This is a genomic window from Burkholderia sp. MS455, from assembly GCF_016899445.1.
Taxonomy (GTDB): Bacteria; Pseudomonadota; Gammaproteobacteria; order Burkholderiales; family Burkholderiaceae; genus Burkholderia; species Burkholderia pyrrocinia_C.
Genome location: NZ_CP041779.1, coordinates 1,794,845 through 1,809,635 on the forward strand (window position 1 = coordinate 1,794,845; position 14,791 = coordinate 1,809,635).

Annotated in this window: 12 protein-coding genes and 1 riboswitch; of the genes, 7 read left to right on the forward strand and 5 right to left on the reverse strand. The window is 71.2% G+C overall.

Annotated features, from left to right (window positions below):
- Positions 1-76 precede the first annotated feature (76 nt).
- The 4 genes from FPJ27_RS27365 (at position 77) to FPJ27_RS27380 (ending at position 4,745) form a co-directional block, all read left to right on the forward strand.
- Positions 77-1,240 carry a CoA transferase gene (locus FPJ27_RS27365; protein WP_072441005.1) on the forward strand — a complete coding sequence of 388 codons (1,164 nt, stop codon included), beginning with the start codon at positions 77-79 and terminating at the stop codon, positions 1,238-1,240.
- 127 nt (positions 1,241-1,367) lie between these two features.
- Complete coding sequence (locus FPJ27_RS27370; protein ID WP_204423297.1) at positions 1,368-2,669, forward strand: citrate:proton symporter; 1,302 nt, start codon at positions 1,368-1,370, stop codon at positions 2,667-2,669.
- A 112-nt stretch (positions 2,670-2,781) separates the two neighbouring features.
- Entirely contained in the window at positions 2,782-3,948 is a 1,167-nt protein-coding gene (locus tag FPJ27_RS27375) for an acyl-CoA dehydrogenase family protein (RefSeq protein WP_204423299.1), read from the forward strand.
- Between the two features lie 53 nt (positions 3,949-4,001).
- Entirely contained in the window at positions 4,002-4,745 is a 744-nt protein-coding gene (locus tag FPJ27_RS27380; RefSeq protein ID WP_204423302.1) for an IclR family transcriptional regulator, read from the forward strand.
- Positions 4,746-4,922: 177 nt separating this feature from the next.
- On the opposite strand, the gene FPJ27_RS27385 is transcribed toward FPJ27_RS27380, so the two are convergent.
- The 5 genes from FPJ27_RS27385 to cobG all read right to left on the reverse strand — a co-directional run bounded on the left by FPJ27_RS27385 (position 4,923) and on the right by cobG (position 11,227).
- A complete protein-coding gene (locus tag FPJ27_RS27385) occupies positions 4,923-6,278 on the reverse strand; it encodes a chitinase (protein ID WP_204423303.1) in 1,356 nt (451 codons plus the stop codon).
- Positions 6,279-6,797: 519 nt separating this feature from the next.
- Positions 6,798-8,507 carry a precorrin-3B C(17)-methyltransferase gene (gene cobJ / locus FPJ27_RS27390; protein WP_204423304.1) on the reverse strand — a complete coding sequence of 570 codons (1,710 nt, stop codon included), beginning with the start codon at positions 8,505-8,507 and terminating at the stop codon, positions 6,798-6,800.
- The gene (locus tag FPJ27_RS27395) at positions 8,504-9,238 is read right to left on the reverse strand and encodes a precorrin-2 C(20)-methyltransferase (RefSeq protein ID WP_034184173.1); all 735 of its coding nucleotides are present in this window, start codon (positions 9,236-9,238) and stop codon (positions 8,504-8,506) included. The genes cobJ and FPJ27_RS27395 overlap by 4 nt, the downstream gene beginning before the upstream one ends.
- Positions 9,235-9,861: a precorrin-8X methylmutase gene (locus FPJ27_RS27400; protein WP_105390176.1), complete on the reverse strand. Its 627-nt coding sequence runs from the start codon at positions 9,859-9,861 to the stop codon at positions 9,235-9,237. The genes FPJ27_RS27395 and FPJ27_RS27400 overlap by 4 nt, the downstream gene beginning before the upstream one ends.
- A complete protein-coding gene (cobG, locus tag FPJ27_RS27405; RefSeq protein WP_239483396.1) occupies positions 9,854-11,227 on the reverse strand; it encodes a precorrin-3B synthase in 1,374 nt (457 codons plus the stop codon). The genes FPJ27_RS27400 and cobG overlap by 8 nt, the downstream gene beginning before the upstream one ends.
- A gap of 107 nt (positions 11,228-11,334) precedes the next feature.
- Positions 11,335-11,526, reverse strand: a riboswitch (cobalamin riboswitch).
- 202 nt (positions 11,527-11,728) lie between these two features.
- Between cobG and cbiE the strand changes: the two genes are divergently transcribed.
- Genes cbiE through FPJ27_RS27420 form a run of 3 tightly spaced genes read left to right on the forward strand, consistent with a single transcriptional unit; the run spans position 11,729 to position 14,780 of the window.
- The gene (gene cbiE / locus FPJ27_RS27410; RefSeq protein WP_204426359.1) at positions 11,729-12,964 is read left to right on the forward strand and encodes a precorrin-6y C5,15-methyltransferase (decarboxylating) subunit CbiE; all 1,236 of its coding nucleotides are present in this window, start codon (positions 11,729-11,731) and stop codon (positions 12,962-12,964) included.
- A complete protein-coding gene (locus tag FPJ27_RS27415) occupies positions 12,964-14,052 on the forward strand; it encodes a cobalt-precorrin-5B (C(1))-methyltransferase (protein ID WP_204423306.1) in 1,089 nt (362 codons plus the stop codon). The genes cbiE and FPJ27_RS27415 overlap by 1 nt, the downstream gene beginning before the upstream one ends.
- A complete protein-coding gene (locus FPJ27_RS27420) occupies positions 14,049-14,780 on the forward strand; it encodes a cobalt-precorrin-6A reductase (RefSeq protein WP_204423309.1) in 732 nt (243 codons plus the stop codon). The genes FPJ27_RS27415 and FPJ27_RS27420 overlap by 4 nt, the downstream gene beginning before the upstream one ends.
- The last annotated feature ends 11 nt before the right edge of the window (positions 14,781-14,791 follow it).

A 14,791-nucleotide genomic window follows, 5' to 3' on the forward strand; every position in this document is an offset into this window, starting at 1 on the left:
GAATCCGGAAAGTCGCGCCGCAGGCGCCGGCCGCCGGAACCGGCAGTCCGATCAACCGGAACCAGGAGCGGGACACATGGCGGAACGGGAGCAGCAGGGCGCGCTGGCGGGATTGCGCATCGTCGATCTGTCGCGGGTGCTGGGCGGCCCGTACGCGACGCAGATCCTCGCCGACCACGGCGCGGAGGTGATCAAGGTCGAACCGCCGTCCGGCGACGAGACGCGCACGTGGGGCCCGCCGTTCGACGGCGACACCGCGTCGTACTTCCTCGGCGTGAACCGCAACAAGCTCGGCGTCGCGCTCGACCTGACACAACCGGACGACCGCGAGCGGCTGCTCGGCCTGCTCGAACACGCGGACGCCATCGTCGAGAACTTCAAGATCGGCACGATGGAGCGCTGGGGGCTCGGCTTCGACACGCTGCATGCGCGGTTTCCGCGGCTCGTTTATTGCCGCGTATCGGGCTTCGGCGCGGACGGCCCGCTCGGCGGGCTACCCGGCTACGATGCGGCCGTGCAGGCGCTTGCGGGGCTGATGAGCGTGAACGGAGAAGCGGGCGGCGCGCCGTTGCGCGTCGGTGTTCCGATCGTCGATCTCGTGACCGGACTGAACGCGGCGCTCGGCGTGCTGATGGCGCTGCGCGAGCGCGACGCGAGCGGCCGCGGCCAGTTCGTCGAATCGACGCTGTTCGACTGCGCGCTGTCGATCCTGCATCCGCATACGCCGAACTTCTTCCATTCGGGCAACGCGCCCGTGCGCACCGGCAACGCGCATCCGAACATCACGCCGTACGACAGCTTTCCGACGGCCACCGTCGACATCTTTCTCGCGGTCGGCAACAACGGGCAGTTCGCGGCGCTGTGCGACGTGCTCGGCACGCGCGACTGGCCCGACGATCCGCGTTTCGCGGACAACCGCGCGCGCAGCGCGAACCGCGCCGCGCTGCGCGCGCTCGTCGAAACGGCGCTGGCCGGACACGACGGCGCGGCGCTCGCCGAGCAACTGATGCGCCGCGGCGTGCCATGCGCGCCCGTGCTGGGGCTCGATGCGGCGCTCGACCATCCGCATGTCGCGCATCGGCAGATGAAGGTCGAGCTGGGCCGGCATCGCGGCATCGCGTCGCCGATCAAGCTCGGCCGCACGCCGGCCACGTACCGGCGGCCGCCGCCCGCGCTGAACGAACACGCGGCGCAGGTTTTTGCCGACGCCGATAATGATCGCGCCAACCGCCGGGACTGACCGGCAGCGCGGCCGCCGGCCGTGCCGCGCGCCCGACGGCGGCGCACGGCCGAGCGGGCCGTACGCCCCCAATTCGGACACCACGCCGGCCCGCGCACGTACGCACCGGCTGAAGAGGAGACGCATCATGCTCGCATGGATCGGCGCGATCGCCATCGTCGCGCTGTTCGGCCTGATCATCACGAAGCGGCTGTCGCCGCTCGTGGCGCTGATCGTCGTGCCGGTGGCCGCGTCGCTCGCGGCCGGTTTCGGGCTGACGACCGGCAAGTTCATCGTGCATGGCGTACAGAACATCGGCCCGATCGCCGGGATGTTCGTTTTTGCGATTCTATTTTTCGGCATCCTCACCGATGCGGGGATGCTCGACCCGATCATCGCGGGCGTGCTGCGCGTGATCGGCTGCCATCCGCCGCGCATCGTGATGGGCTCGGCGCTGCTCGCGCTGCTGATCCATCTCGACGGTTCGGGCGCCGTCACGTTTCTCGTCACGCTGCCCGCGATGATGCCGCTCTATACGCGGCTCGGGATGGATCGCCGCATCCTTGCGTGCGTCGCGTCGATGGCGGCCGGCGTCAACTTCCTGCCGTGGGTCGGGCCGATGCTGCGCGCGTCGGCGGCGCTGCACATTCCCGGCTCGGCGATCTTCATGCCGATGATTCCGGTGCAGATCGTCGGGCTCGCGTTCGTGTTCGGCACCGCGTACGTGCTCGGCGCGCGCGAGGCGAAACGGCTCGGGCTCGATCGCGCCGGCGCGGCATCGCTCGCAATCGCGCCGCGCGAGCTGACCGACGCCGAACGCGCGCTGCGCCGGCCTGGGCGCTTTCGCATCAATCTTGCGCTGACGCTCGTCGTGCTCGGCACGCTGGTGTCGGGCATCGTCGACCCGATGGTGATGTTCATGCTCGGCACGGTCGCCGCGCTCGTGATCAACTACCCGGACGTGCAGGCCCAGCGCGAACGGATCGACGCGCATGCGAAGGCCGCGCTGATGATGGCGAGCGTGCTGCTCGCGGCCGGCGCGTTCACCGGCATCATGTCCGGCACCGGGATGCTGAAGGCAATGGCGGAAGTCGTCGTCGCGCACGTGCCGGTCGAGCATGCGCGCCACATGCCGTTCGTGCTCGGGCTGCTGTCGATGCCGCTCAGCCTGCTGTTCGACCCCGATTCGTTTTATTTCGGCGTGCTGCCGGTGCTCGCGGAAAGCGGCAAGGTGCTCGGCGTGCCGCCGATCCAGATGGCGCAGGCCGCGCTGCTCGGCCAGATGACGACGGGCTTTCCGGTGAGCCCGCTCACGCCCGCGACGTTCCTGATCGTCGGGCTGACCGGCGTCGAGCTCGCCGAGCACCAGAAATTCACGATTCCGTTCCTGTTCGCCGCCACCGTGCTGATGGTCTTCGCCGCGGTCGCGACGGGCGTGTTTCCGTTATGAGCGCCCCCGGACCTGTCGCTTCGCGCCAGGTCCCCCGACGGGACTTCCTTCGGGCGGCCCGGCGTTTTCTTGAGAACGGCGCGGCCGTTCACGTTTTCCGGGAGAGCAGTCCATGCAATTCGACCTGACCGACGACCAGCGCGCGATCGAAAGCGCGATCGAGAAAATTTGCGCGCGCTTCGGCGACGACTACTGGCTCGAACGCGACCGCGCGGGCGGGTTTCCGGCCGATTTCCACGCGGCGCTCGCCGAGGCCGGCTGGCTCGGCATCGCGATGGACCCGGCTTACGGCGGCGCCGGGCTCGGGATGACCGAGGCCGCGCTGATGATGCGCACGATCAGTGCGTCGGGCGCCGGCCTGTCCGGCGCGTCGGCCGTCCACATGAACATCTTCGGGCTGAATCCGGTGCAGGTGTTCGGCAACGACGCGCAGAAGGCGCGCTTCCTGCCGCCGCTGATCGCCGGGCGCGACAAGGCGTGCTTCGCGGTGACGGAACCCGACGCGGGCCTCGACACCACGCACCTGACCACGCAGGCGCGCCGCGACGGCGACCACTACGTGCTGAGCGGGCGCAAGATCTGGATCTCGACCGCGCAGGTCGCGAACAAGATGCTGATCATCGCGCGCACGACGCCGCTCGACCAGGTCGCGAAGCCGACCGACGGGCTGAGCCTGTTCTATACCGACCTCGATCGCTCGCGCGTCGAGGTGCGCGAGATCGAGAAGATGGGCCGCAAGGCCGTCGATTCGAACATGCTGTTCATCGACAACCTGCGCGTGTCGCGCGACGACCTGATCGGCAGCGAAGGCGACGGCTTCCGCTATCTGCTGCACGGGCTGAATCCCGAACGGATCCTGATCGCCGCGGAGGCGATCGGGCTCGGGCAGGCCGCGCTGCGCCGCGCGACGCAATATGCATGCGAGCGCGTCGTGTTCGGCCGGCCGATCGGGCAGAACCAGTCGATCCAGCATCCGCTCGCGCTGGCGTGGATGCAACTCGAGGCCGCGTGGTTGATGGTGATGAAGGCCGCGACACGCTACGACGCGGGGCAGTCGTGCGGCGCGGAGGCGAACGCGGCGAAATACCTCGGCGCGGAAGCCGCGTTCCACGCGTGCCAGACGGCGATCGCGACGCACGGCGGAATGGGCTACGCGAAGGAATACCATGTCGAGCGCTACCTGCGCGAGTGTATGATTCCGAGGCTCGCGCCCGTGAGCCCGCAACTGATCCTGTGCTATATCGCGGAGAAGGTGCTCGGGCTGCCGAAGTCGTACTGACGCGCGGCGGCCCGCCCGGCGCGCGGTTTCCCGTTCCGAATCAAGCGCTCGTCATGGACGTCAAACTCGTTGCCCGCACGCTCGACCTGTTCGAGCTGTTCGCCGCCGAACGGCGGCCGCTGCCGCTGACCGAACTCGCGCGCCTGCTCAACGTGCCGGCGTCGAGCTGCCTCGCGATGGCGCGCACGCTCGTGAGCCGCGGCTACCTGTACGAAGTGCGCAAGCGCGGCGGCTACTACCCGACGCGGCGCCTGCAGACGATCGCCGCCGCGATCGACGCGACCGATCCCGTCGTCGACATCGTGCATCCGCATCTCGTCGCGCTGCGCGACGCGAGCCGCGAGACAGCCGTGCTCGGCAAGATCCAGGGCCTGTCGGTCACGTACCTCGACGTCGTCGAATCGGAGCAGGCGATCCGCTATACGCGCCGGCCGGGCGAGCTGCGCCCGCTGCACGCGAACTCGATCGGCAAGGCGATCTTCGCGGAACTCGCCGGCGATGCGCAGCAGGCGCTCGGCGCGCAGTTGCCGTTCGAGCGCTTCACCGACGCGACGGTCGCGGACCTGCCGGCGCTCGTCGCGCAAACCGCACGGTTTCGCGAACTCGGCTGGGCCGAGAACTTCGGCGAAAGCGCGCCCGAGCTGTCGGCGATCGCGGTCGCGCTGACGCTCGACGGCGACTGGTACGGGCTGTCGGTCGTCGGGCCGACCGAGCGGATTCGTCAGCATCGCGACGCGCATGCGGCGCTGCTCGTCGACGCGAAGGCGCGGCTGCTGGCCGAAAACGCGCGCGGGTAGGGTAGCGGCACGCGAGGGCCAGTAGCGGGCCAGCAGTCTGAACTGCACCCCAAGGGTCGAGCACCGATCCAGCCTTTGGGGTGTTTTTCATGGCGAAGCGTGACGAGCCGTTCCGGCATTCGATCCTGCCGCGCCGGAAACGGCCCGCCGCGCATCATGCGCCGGTGCGTTGCGTCATCACGACTTCACCCACACGCCGCCGGCACTCGGGTTGTCGCCCTGGGTCCACCATTTCGCGCAGTACTTCGCGCCCTGGTACATCACGCACGTGCCGCCCTGGTAGGCGGTCGTCGCCGACCACACGGGCGAGCCGCCGCCGACCGGCTTCCACACGGCCGCCTGGCCGGGCACGTCGCCCTGCGTCCACCATTGCGCCTGGTACGTCGTGCCCTGGTAGGTGACCGTCGCGCCGGCCGTATAGACCTGGCCGGCCGCCCAGGGCGCGCCCGGCTGCGGCGTGCCGCCGTCCGAGCCGCCGCCGTAGTTCGGGTCCTGCGTGACGCCCGCGCCCCACTTGCCGTCGAGCTTGCGGAAGATCGCCGCGAACGCGTACGGCTGCTGCGCGACGCCCGAGCAGGTCGGCGACGCATACGCGCCGTTGTTCGGGCACGGCTGGTCGCGGCCGACCGACCAGTTGCCGAAGAACCCGTAGCCGTTGTCGACCGCCGCGTTCAGCACGCTTTGCGCGTTCGCAAGCGTGAAGATCTCGCCCTGCACGTCGTTCACGCCGATCATCGGCGTCACCCCCACCATCTGCCACAGTTGCGCGCCGGTCTTCGGCTGGCCGGCCGACTTGAACGCGGTGTCGAGCTGCGAATACAGCGCCTGCGCGGCGCTGATCGCGGCCGCGCCCATGTCGATGTTCGCGGGGCCGTAGTCCATCGTCATCAGGTTCACGGCATCGAACGTCGTCTTGTTCGCGATCGCCGCGTTGACGACGTTCACGCCGTCCTGCGTGAGCCCGGTCGGCATCGTCGGCAGCGTCAGCGTGACGTGCAGCGGCTTGCCCTTCGCCGCATAGTCGGACTGCAGTTGCGCGACGGCCTGGAAGTTGCGCGCGACCGCGGCGCTGTCCTGCTGCGACGCACCTTCGATGTCGAAGTCGATATGCGTGAGGCCATATGTGTCGATCACCGTCTGGTAGGCGGTCTTCAGCGCGGGAACCGTCGAGCAGGCCTGCATCAGCGGCGTGCCGTTCGCGCCGCCGAACGACACGGCGACTTCGCCGCCTTTCGCGCGGTAGCTCGCGATCGACGTCGACAGCGCGGTGAGCAGGCCGCCGCTCGCGCCGTTGCCGATCGGCTGCACGCCGCCCCACGACGGCGCGCAGCCGCTGCCCGCGACCACGAACGCGAGCGTGAACTGCTGGATGCCTTGCCGGACGCCGATCTGGTCGACGAGCGGCGTCGGATAGAGCGTCACGTCGACAAACGGCGCATAGACGCCGGCGCCGTGGGACACGCTCGCGGCGGCGAGCAGACAGCCCGCGGCAAGCGCACGCGGGATGAAACGCTGCAACACGTTGTTGTTCATTGTGTTCTCCAAGTGGAAGAGGGATACGCTGGCCCGCGTATCGCCGCCGGGCGGACGATCGGGCATGCCCGAGCGGCGGCGTGCCCATCTTGGAGGATTCGCGCCGAATAGTGAATGGTCAGGAGTTCTTTTTGTTATTTGATTCCCGATACGTAACGATCTTGCCGATTCGACACCGTTCCGTAATGCATCGCGCGGGCGATTTTCCCGATCGCATGAAGCCCGATGCGCGGCGCTCACGTCACTCACGTCGCATTACGCCGATGCAGGTTGCACCAGCGAGCGCGCAAGCGCGACGGCGCTCGGCATCTACCTGTCCTGCTATTACTTCGGCGGCAGTTTCGGGGCGATCCTGCCGGTCCCGGCTGGCATCGGTGGGGATGGGCCGGCAGCGTCGCGTTCGCCGTCGTTGCGCGGGCCATCGTCGGCGTGCTCGCGTACCGCTTCTGGCGAACCGGCAGCGCGGCCGGCACCGGGCATGCCGACGTGCGCGGCGCCCGGTTCACGCGCCGACCGCGTTCAGCGATACCAGCGCGGCGTATAGACCCACTCGCGTCCGCCGTCGATCGCGAAACGCCGTGTGGTCGACGAGCCGACGATCACCATCGTGCGCATGTCGACCTGGTCGCTGCGCAGCGCGCCGAGCGTCGTCGTCGCGAGCGTCGCGCCCGGCCGGCCGATGTCGCGCCCGAGCACGACCACCGTATCGGCCGCACGATGCGCGCGCACGACATCGAGCGCGCGATCGAGCTGCCACGGCCGCGCACGCGAGATCGGGTTGTAGAACGCCATCACGAGATCGGCTTGGGCCGCATGCCGCAGGCGCGTCTCGATCACGTCCCACGGCTTCAGGTTGTCGGACAGAGAGATCGCGCAGAAGTCGTGGCCGAGCGGTGCGCCGGCTTGCGCGGCGGTCGCGAGCGACGCCGAGACGCCGGGTTCCACGCGCAGGTCGACCGCGGCCCATTGCGGATCGCGAGACTCGTCGAGCGCTTCGAGCACGGCCGCGGCCATCGCGAACACGCCGGGGTCGCCCGACGACACGACCACGACGCGCCGGCCTTCGGCCGCGAGTTCGAACGCATGACGCGCGCGCTGCATTTCCTCGCGATTGTCGGTGCCGTGCACGCGCTGGTCCGCACGGAACGGGCCGGCCATGTTCACGTAGGTCGTGTAGCCGAGGATGTCGGTCGCCTCCGCGAGCGCGGCGCGCGCGGCCGGCGTGAGCCACACGGCGGCGCCCGGGCCGAGGCCGAGCACCGTCAGGCGGCCGCGCGCACGGCCGAGCGTGGCGGGATCGACCGGATGCGACGCGACCGCGCATGCGAGCCCGTTCGACGCTGCGCGCAGCGTGTGCGCGACACGCAATGCGCGGCCGAGCAGCGTGGCCGCATCGGCTTGCGCGTCACCGTCGACATCGACGAAGCGCAGCGGCACGCCGAGCGTTTGCGCCGCTTCCTCCAGCACGGCTTCGCCGATCGCCGACGCCGGCGCGACGATGGCCGCGAGCGCCAGCCGCGCGAGGCCTTGTGCGTCGAGCGCGGCTTCGATGCGCGCGGCGAGCGCTTCGTTCGCGTGCACGGTTTGCGCATCGACGCCGACCACCACGCTGCGCGGATGGATCACGAGTTCGTCGCGCGTGCCGCGCCATGCATCGGGCGTCACGCGGATCGCATGCGCGGCTGCGTCGTCGCGCGGCAGCGCGACGTCGTCGAGCCACGGCGCCGCGCCGTCGATGCGCGTCGACGCGCCCGCGAGCAGGTCGGACACGAAACGCTTGCCCTGCGCGAGATCGGCGAGCGCATAGCCTTCGGGCGGATTGAGCACGCATGCGCCGAAGCGCAGTTCGCCGCTCGTCGTGATCGCCGGCGCGACGCCGAGCCAATCGGCGATTTCGCGCGCGATCGCGTTGACGCCCGCCAGCCCGCCGAGCAGCGGCACGACGGCCGAGCCGTCCTCCGCGACCGCGAGCACCGGCGGCTCGACGCCCTTGTCGGCCAATGCGGGCGCGAGGCAGCGAATCACGATGCCGGCCGCGCACAGCGCGACGATCGGCAAACCGCGCGCATAGAGTTCGCGCAGGTGCGCGCCGAGTTCGTCGAACGGCTCGCCGGCATCGACGCGCGACGCGAGCCCGTGCACGCGGGCGCCCGGGTAGCGCGCCTGGATCCGCCGTGCGGTGTCGAGCGCACCCGCGCCGAGAATCACGATCGCGGGCGGAGTCGTCATCCTTGCCATTTTTCCCCCGGCACGACGAGCAGCGAGAAATACGGCGACGCCATCGGGTCGACTTCGTCGAGCGGCACGATGCGCTGGCTCGCCATCGTCGCGCGCTCGACATACAGCGCGCGCTTCGCGAGCCCGAGTTCGTCGAGCACGCGCCGCACCTTGTCGAAATTGCGGCCGAGCTTCATCACGACGGCCGCGTCGGCCTGCGCGAGCCGCGCGCGCAGCTCGTGCTCGGGCAGCACGCCCGACAGCACCGACAGGCTCTGGTTGCGATAGACGAGCGGCTGGCCGAGCACGGCCGTGCCGCCGAGCATGGCGCACACGCCCGGGATGACCTCGGTGTCGTAGCGCGGTGCGAGGCGGTCGTGCAGGTACATGTACGAGCCGTAGAAGAACGGGTCGCCTTCGCAGATCACCGCGACGTCGCGGCCCGCGTCGAGGTGCGCCGCGACGATTTCCGCGGCCGTATCGTAGAAGTCGGCGATCACCGTCTCGTAGCAGAGCGGCGGCGGCAATGCCTCGGTCGTCACCGGATAGACGAGCGGCAGCTGCGTTTGCGTGTCGAGCAGGTGCGCTTCGACGATGCCGTAAGCATTGCCTTTCTTGCCCTTCGCGACGAAATACGCGACCACGGGCGCGGCCTGCAGCACGCGCAGCGCCTTGATCGTCATCAGTTCGGGGTCGCCGGGGCCGACGCCGACCCCGAACAGGCGTCCGCGTGCGGTCGTCATTCGACCTCCGTCGCGAGCGCGTTGACCGCGGCGGCCGCCATCGCGCTGCCGCCGCGCCGGCCGAGCAGCGCGACGTACGGCACGCCGCGGCTGTCGGCGTCGAGCATCGCCTTCGATTCGGCCGCGCCGATGAAGCCGACCGGGAATCCGAGGATCAGCGCGGGGCGCGGCGCGCCGGCGTCGATCATGTCGAGCAGGTGGAACAGCGCGGTCGGCGCATTGCCGATCACGACGACGCTGCCCGCGAGATGCGGGCGCCACAGTTCGAGCGCGGCGGCCGAGCGCGTGTTGCCGAGATGGCGCGCGAGGTCGGGCACCTCCGGCTCGCCGAGCGTGCAGATCACGGGATTGCCGGCCGGCAGCCGCGCGCGCGTGATGCCTTCGGCAACCATCTTCGCGTCGCACAGGATCGGCGCGCCGGCCGCGAGCGCGGTGCGGCCCGCGGTGCCGGCGCCGGCCGAGAAGCGCAGGTCGTAGACGACGTCGACCATCCCGCACGCGTGGATCACGCGCACCGCGAGTTTCTCGAGATCGGGCGGAACGTGCGACAGGTCGGCCTCGGCGCGGATCGTCGCGAACGACTGGCGGTAGATTTCCTGCCCGTCGCGAATGTAGTCAAGCATCGGTGTGTCCTGGCTGTGCCGTGCCCGTCAGTCGGGCCGCGGCCTGGTCAATCGTCAGATGGCGCGCGAGCGGGGCGCCGAGGCCCGTGGCGGCGTCGCGCCGGTAAAGGTCGTAGTGCGCGGGCGCGACCGCGACCAGCGTGTACGCAGCGGGATGCGGCAGCGCGCAGTGGCGCCCGCAGCCGGTCAGGTGCACGTCGACCGGATGGCCGATGCGCGCGGCGAGCGCGAGCGCGTCGCGTTTCGTGTCGGCGTGCGCTTTCGCGCAGCCCGCGCTGCCGGTGCACGCGACGAGCGTCGCAAGCGGGTCGGACGATGCGCAGACGAGGCCGAGCGCCGCGAGCGCATCGAGCGTGGCCGGTGCGCGTGCGTGCGACACGCCGTGGATGAACACGCCTTGCCACGGCGTCATCGACAGCGTGCCGTCGCCGTCGGCTTCGGCCAATGCGGCGAGCCGTTCCAGTTGCATTGCATCGAGCCGCCCGAGCACGAATTGCGCGCCGACGCTGCAGCGCGCCGCGTCGAGCGACAAACGCGCGCCGAAACGCAGTGCGGCATCGGAACGCCTGCGCCGCCAGCCGGCGAGCGCGGGATCGGCCGTGAGCGGGAAGGGCAGGTAGTGCTGCGCGCGATCGAGCAACGCGCGTTCGCCGCACGTCGCGAGCAGTGCCCGCATCCGCGTGACGTCGGCCGACGCGAGATCGAGGAACGCGAGCAGCAGCGCGCGGACGAGCGCGACGCTCTGGTCGGGCGACACATCGACCGAAGCAGGCGTGTCGCCGTGCGCGACCGGCGGGCAGCCGGCCAGCCCGGCCGCGATGCGCACCACGCCGTCGCCGCGGCGCCATGCGGCGAGCCAGATGTCGTGCGGATGATCGAGCGCCGCGACCGATTCGCCGCCGTCGAGCTGGATCGCGAATTTCGGCGACAGCTCGCCGCGGCGCGGCTCGCTTGCCAGCATGTCGAGCAGCGGAACGGCGAGCGCGCGGCTGTCGACGAGCGCGGCGGGGTCGTGTCCGGCGAGCGGGCTGAGCATGACATTGCGGACGTCGTCGCTCGCGGCGAGCGCGGCCGCATCGGCGGTTGCGTCCGCGGTCGATTTTGCGGTGACATCGGCGCGCGGGCCGAGCCCCGCGTCGAGCAACGCGCGCGTCAGCGCGTCGGCCGCGCCGTCGCGAATGCCGCGTAGCTGCAGATTCGCACGATTGGTCGCGTCGATCGCGCCGGAGCCGTATGTGCGCGCGGCGGCGGCGATCGCGCGCGCCTGGCGCGCGTCGAGCCGGCCGCCCGGCAGCTTGATCCGGCACAGCCCGCCATCGGCGGCCGCGACGACGCGCACGAGCCCCGGGCAGGCCGACGGGCGCACGACGGGCGACGCAGGAATCGAATCGGGGGCGGAACTCAACGGGGTATCGGGACAGTGTCGCGCCGCGGGCCAACGCATCGGTACACCCCGCCCGACGCCGACTGGCACGCACGCACTTTCTGGCCGGCAGGTCTCCTGGCTGACAGGTCGGCGCCGGCTCCCGGCCTTCCCGGTCGAACCAGTGGCGTGAGGGGGAGATCGGCTCGCTGTCTACAGTTGCGGGGGCAGCCACAGCGGCGCGCGGCGCGCCCTGTGTTCCCTCTTCGGCCCCGAAGGGCACCGGCGAACGAACGGCCGTAGGATACCCGATTTCGACCGCGACTCGCGACCGGAAAGCCGTTCTCGGCGGACGAAACGGGGGTTGGCCCGGCGCCGGCGGGCCGGCAGGTGAAACGCGGGATGGAACACGGTACCATGCCGTCTTTCGCAATGCGGACGGCTGCGCCGGCCTTTTTTCGGCCGCGCGGCGACACGATGGAATCGAACGATGGGGAAGGGTGCATGACGGCGTGGCTGACGGTAGTGGGCATCGGCGACGACGGTTACGCGGGGCTCGGACGCAGCGCGCGGCGCGCGCTGCTCGACGCGACGCTCGTCGTCGGCGCGCAGCGGCATCTCGACATGCTGCCCGCACGGCTGCCGGCCGCGCGCGAAACGTGGCCGTCGCCGTTCGACGTCGCGGGCGTGCTCGCGCGTCGCCTGTCGCCCGTCTGCGTGCTCGCGAGCGGCGACCCGATGCTGTTCGGCGTCGGCGCCACGCTCGCGCGCGAGCTTTCCCCCGACGAATGGCGCGTCCTGCCCGCGCCGTCGTCGCTGTCGCTCGCGGCCGCGCGCCTCGGCTGGGCGCTGCAGGATATCGGCGCGGTGTCGCTCGTCGGGCGTCCGCTCGCGACGCTTGCGCGCCACCTGCTGCCGGGCCGGCGCCTGTTCGTGCTGAGCGCCGACGGCCGCACGCCGGCCGCCGTCGCGGCCGAACTCGCCGCACGCGGCTTCGGGCCGACGCGCATCAGCGTGTTCGAACATCTGGGCGGCCCGCTCGAGCGGCGTCTCGACGGCCTCGCGCAGGACTGGAACGTCGACGAAACGGCCGCGCTCAATCTCGTCGCGCTCGACTGCCAGGCCGGCCCCGACGCGCCGCGCCGCGCGCTCACGCCCGGCCTGCCCGACGATGCGTACCGCCACGACGGTCAGCTCACCAAGCGCGACCTGCGCGCGATGACGCTCGGGCGCCTCGCGCCCGCGCCCGGCGAGCTGCTGTGGGACGTCGGCGCCGGCAGCGGCTCGATCGGCATCGAATGGATGCGTGCGCATCCGTCATGCCAGGCGATTGCGATCGAAGCGCATGCGGAGCGGCAGCGCTACATCGAGCACAACCGCGACGCGCTCGGCGTGCCGGGCCTGCAACTCGTCGCGGGGCGCGCGCCCGATGCGCTCGCCGGGCTCGCCGCGCCGGATGCGATCTTCATCGGCGGCGGTGCGACGGCGCCCGGCGTGCTCGACGCGTGCTGGTCGTCGCTGAAACCCGGCGGCCGGCTGGTCGCGAACGCGGTCACGCTGCAGGGCGAGATGGCGCTCGCCGCGTGGCGCGATGTGCACGGCGGCACGCTCACGCGGGTGTCGCTCGCGCATGCCGAACCGCTCGGCCGCTTCGATACCTGGCGGCAGCCGTTGCCGGTCACGCTGTACGACGTGCGCAAGCCCGACGCGGCCGGACCGTCGAACCCGATGGACGCGTGATGCGCGACGAAACCCCCGAACAGCACGCGCCGCTGCGCTTCGGCTATACGACCGGCAGCTGCGCGACCGCGACGTCGCTCGCGGCCGCGCGCCTGCTGCTCGCGGGCCACGCGGACGATGCGGTCGAGATCGTGCTGCCGAAGGGGCAGCGCGTGATGATGCGGCTCGAGTTCTGCCGGATCACGGCCGACGGCGCCGAAGCCGGCACGATCAAGGATGCCGGCGACGATCCGGACGTCACGCACGGCGCGCTGATCTTCGCGCGCGTCGCGCTCGCGGCGGCGCCCGGCGTGCGTTTTCACGCGGGGCCGGGCGTCGGCACGGTCACGCGTGCGGGGCTGACGCTGCCGGTCGGCGAACCGGCGATCAACCCAGTGCCGCGCCGGATGATGACGACGCACCTCGACGCGCTGGCGGCCGAGCACGGCTACACGGGCGGCTTCGACGTGACGATCGGCGTCGAAGGCGGCGAAGCGCTCGCGCTGAAGACGATGAACCCGCGCCTCGGCATCGTCGGCGGGTTGTCGATTCTCGGCACGACCGGCATCGTGCGGCCGTTCTCGTGCTCGGCCTATATCGCGTCGATCCACCAGGGCATCGACGTCGCGCGCGCGAACGGCATCCAGCATATCGCCGCATGCACGGGCAATACGAGCGAGGACGCGATGCGCGCGCACTACCACCTGCCCGACATGGCGCTGGTCGAGATGGGCGATTTCGCGGGCGCGGTGCTCAAGCATCTGCGGCGCGCGCCGGTCGCGCGGCTGTCGATGTGCGGCGGCTTCGGCAAGCTCAGCAAGCTCGCGGCCGGCCACCTCGACCTGCACAGCCGCCATTCGAGCATCGACCTGCCGCTGCTCGCGCAGTGGGCGGCCGAGGCCGGCGCGAGCGATGCGCTGCAGGCGGCGATGCGCGCCGCGAACACGAGCCAGGAGGCGCTGAAGCTGGCGCTGGCCGCGGGCGTGCCGCTCGGCGATCTCGTCTGCGCGCGGGCGCTGCGCGTCGCGCGCGATATCGTGCCGCCATCGGTCGCCGTCGAGATGTTCGCGATCGACCGGCAGGGCCGCTTCGTCGGGCAGGCGCGATGAGCGCGCGCATCCTGCTGCTCGGCGGCACCGGCGATGCGCTGAAAATCGCGCGTGCACTCGGTCCGCACCACGTGTATAGCCTGGCCGGCCTCGGCAAGGTGCCCGACGACCTGCGCTGCGACGTGCGCGTCGGCGGTTTCGGCGGCGCCGCCGGCTTGGCCGCGTATCTGCGCGGCGCCGGCATCGGCCTCGTGATCGACGCGACGCATCCGTATGCCGCACGAATCAGCGCGAACGCGGCTGCCGCGACGCGCGACGCGGGCGTGCCGCTGTGGGCGCTGCGCCGCGCGCCATGGGTGCCGCAACCCGGCGACGACTGGCGAATGGTCGACGACTGGGCCGGCATCGAGGCCGCGCTCGCGCCGTTCAAGCGGCCGCTGTTCACGCTCGGCCGCGAGCCGCTCGCGCATCTCGACGCGATCCCGCCGCACCAGTTCTGGCTCGTGCGCTGCCTCGACCCGCATCCCGGCAACGCGCGCGCGCAGATCGTCGCCGCGCGCGGGCCGTTCACGCTCGACGGCGAGCGCGCGCTGTTCGCGCTGATGGGGATCGACGTCGTCGTCAGCAAGAACAGCGGCGGTGCGGCCACCGAGGCCAAGCTCGACGTCGCGCGCGAACGCAGGCTGCCGGTCGTGATGCTGCGGCGGCCGCCGCTGCCCGACGCCGACCGCGCGTTCGACTCGGCCGCCGCGCTGCTCGACGCACTCGATCCGGCCGCGCGCGCGTGACGGCGCGCGGC

What these genes read in the sequence shown, in the direction of transcription:
- FPJ27_RS27365 (WP_072441005.1), top strand. Translation starts at nt 77, where the DNA reads ATGGCGGAACGGGAGCAGCAGGGCGCGCTGGCGGGATTGCGCATCGTC.
- FPJ27_RS27370 (WP_204423297.1), top strand. Translation starts at nt 1,368, where the DNA reads ATGCTCGCATGGATCGGCGCGATCGCCATCGTCGCGCTGTTCGGCCTG.
- FPJ27_RS27375 (WP_204423299.1), top strand. Translation starts at nt 2,782, where the DNA reads ATGCAATTCGACCTGACCGACGACCAGCGCGCGATCGAAAGCGCGATC.
- FPJ27_RS27380 (WP_204423302.1), top strand. Translation starts at nt 4,002, where the DNA reads ATGGACGTCAAACTCGTTGCCCGCACGCTCGACCTGTTCGAGCTGTTC.
- FPJ27_RS27385 (WP_204423303.1), bottom strand. Translation starts at nt 6,278, where the DNA reads ATGAACAACAACGTGTTGCAGCGTTTCATCCCGCGTGCGCTTGCCGCG.
- cobJ (WP_204423304.1), bottom strand. Translation starts at nt 8,507, where the DNA reads ATGACGACTCCGCCCGCGATCGTGATTCTCGGCGCGGGTGCGCTCGAC.
- FPJ27_RS27395 (WP_034184173.1), bottom strand. Translation starts at nt 9,238, where the DNA reads ATGACGACCGCACGCGGACGCCTGTTCGGGGTCGGCGTCGGCCCCGGC.
- FPJ27_RS27400 (WP_105390176.1), bottom strand. Translation starts at nt 9,861, where the DNA reads ATGCTTGACTACATTCGCGACGGGCAGGAAATCTACCGCCAGTCGTTC.
- cbiE (WP_204426359.1), top strand. Translation starts at nt 11,729, where the DNA reads ATGACGGCGTGGCTGACGGTAGTGGGCATCGGCGACGACGGTTACGCG.
- FPJ27_RS27415 (WP_204423306.1), top strand. Translation starts at nt 12,964, where the DNA reads ATGCGCGACGAAACCCCCGAACAGCACGCGCCGCTGCGCTTCGGCTAT.
- FPJ27_RS27420 (WP_204423309.1), top strand. Translation starts at nt 14,049, where the DNA reads ATGAGCGCGCGCATCCTGCTGCTCGGCGGCACCGGCGATGCGCTGAAA.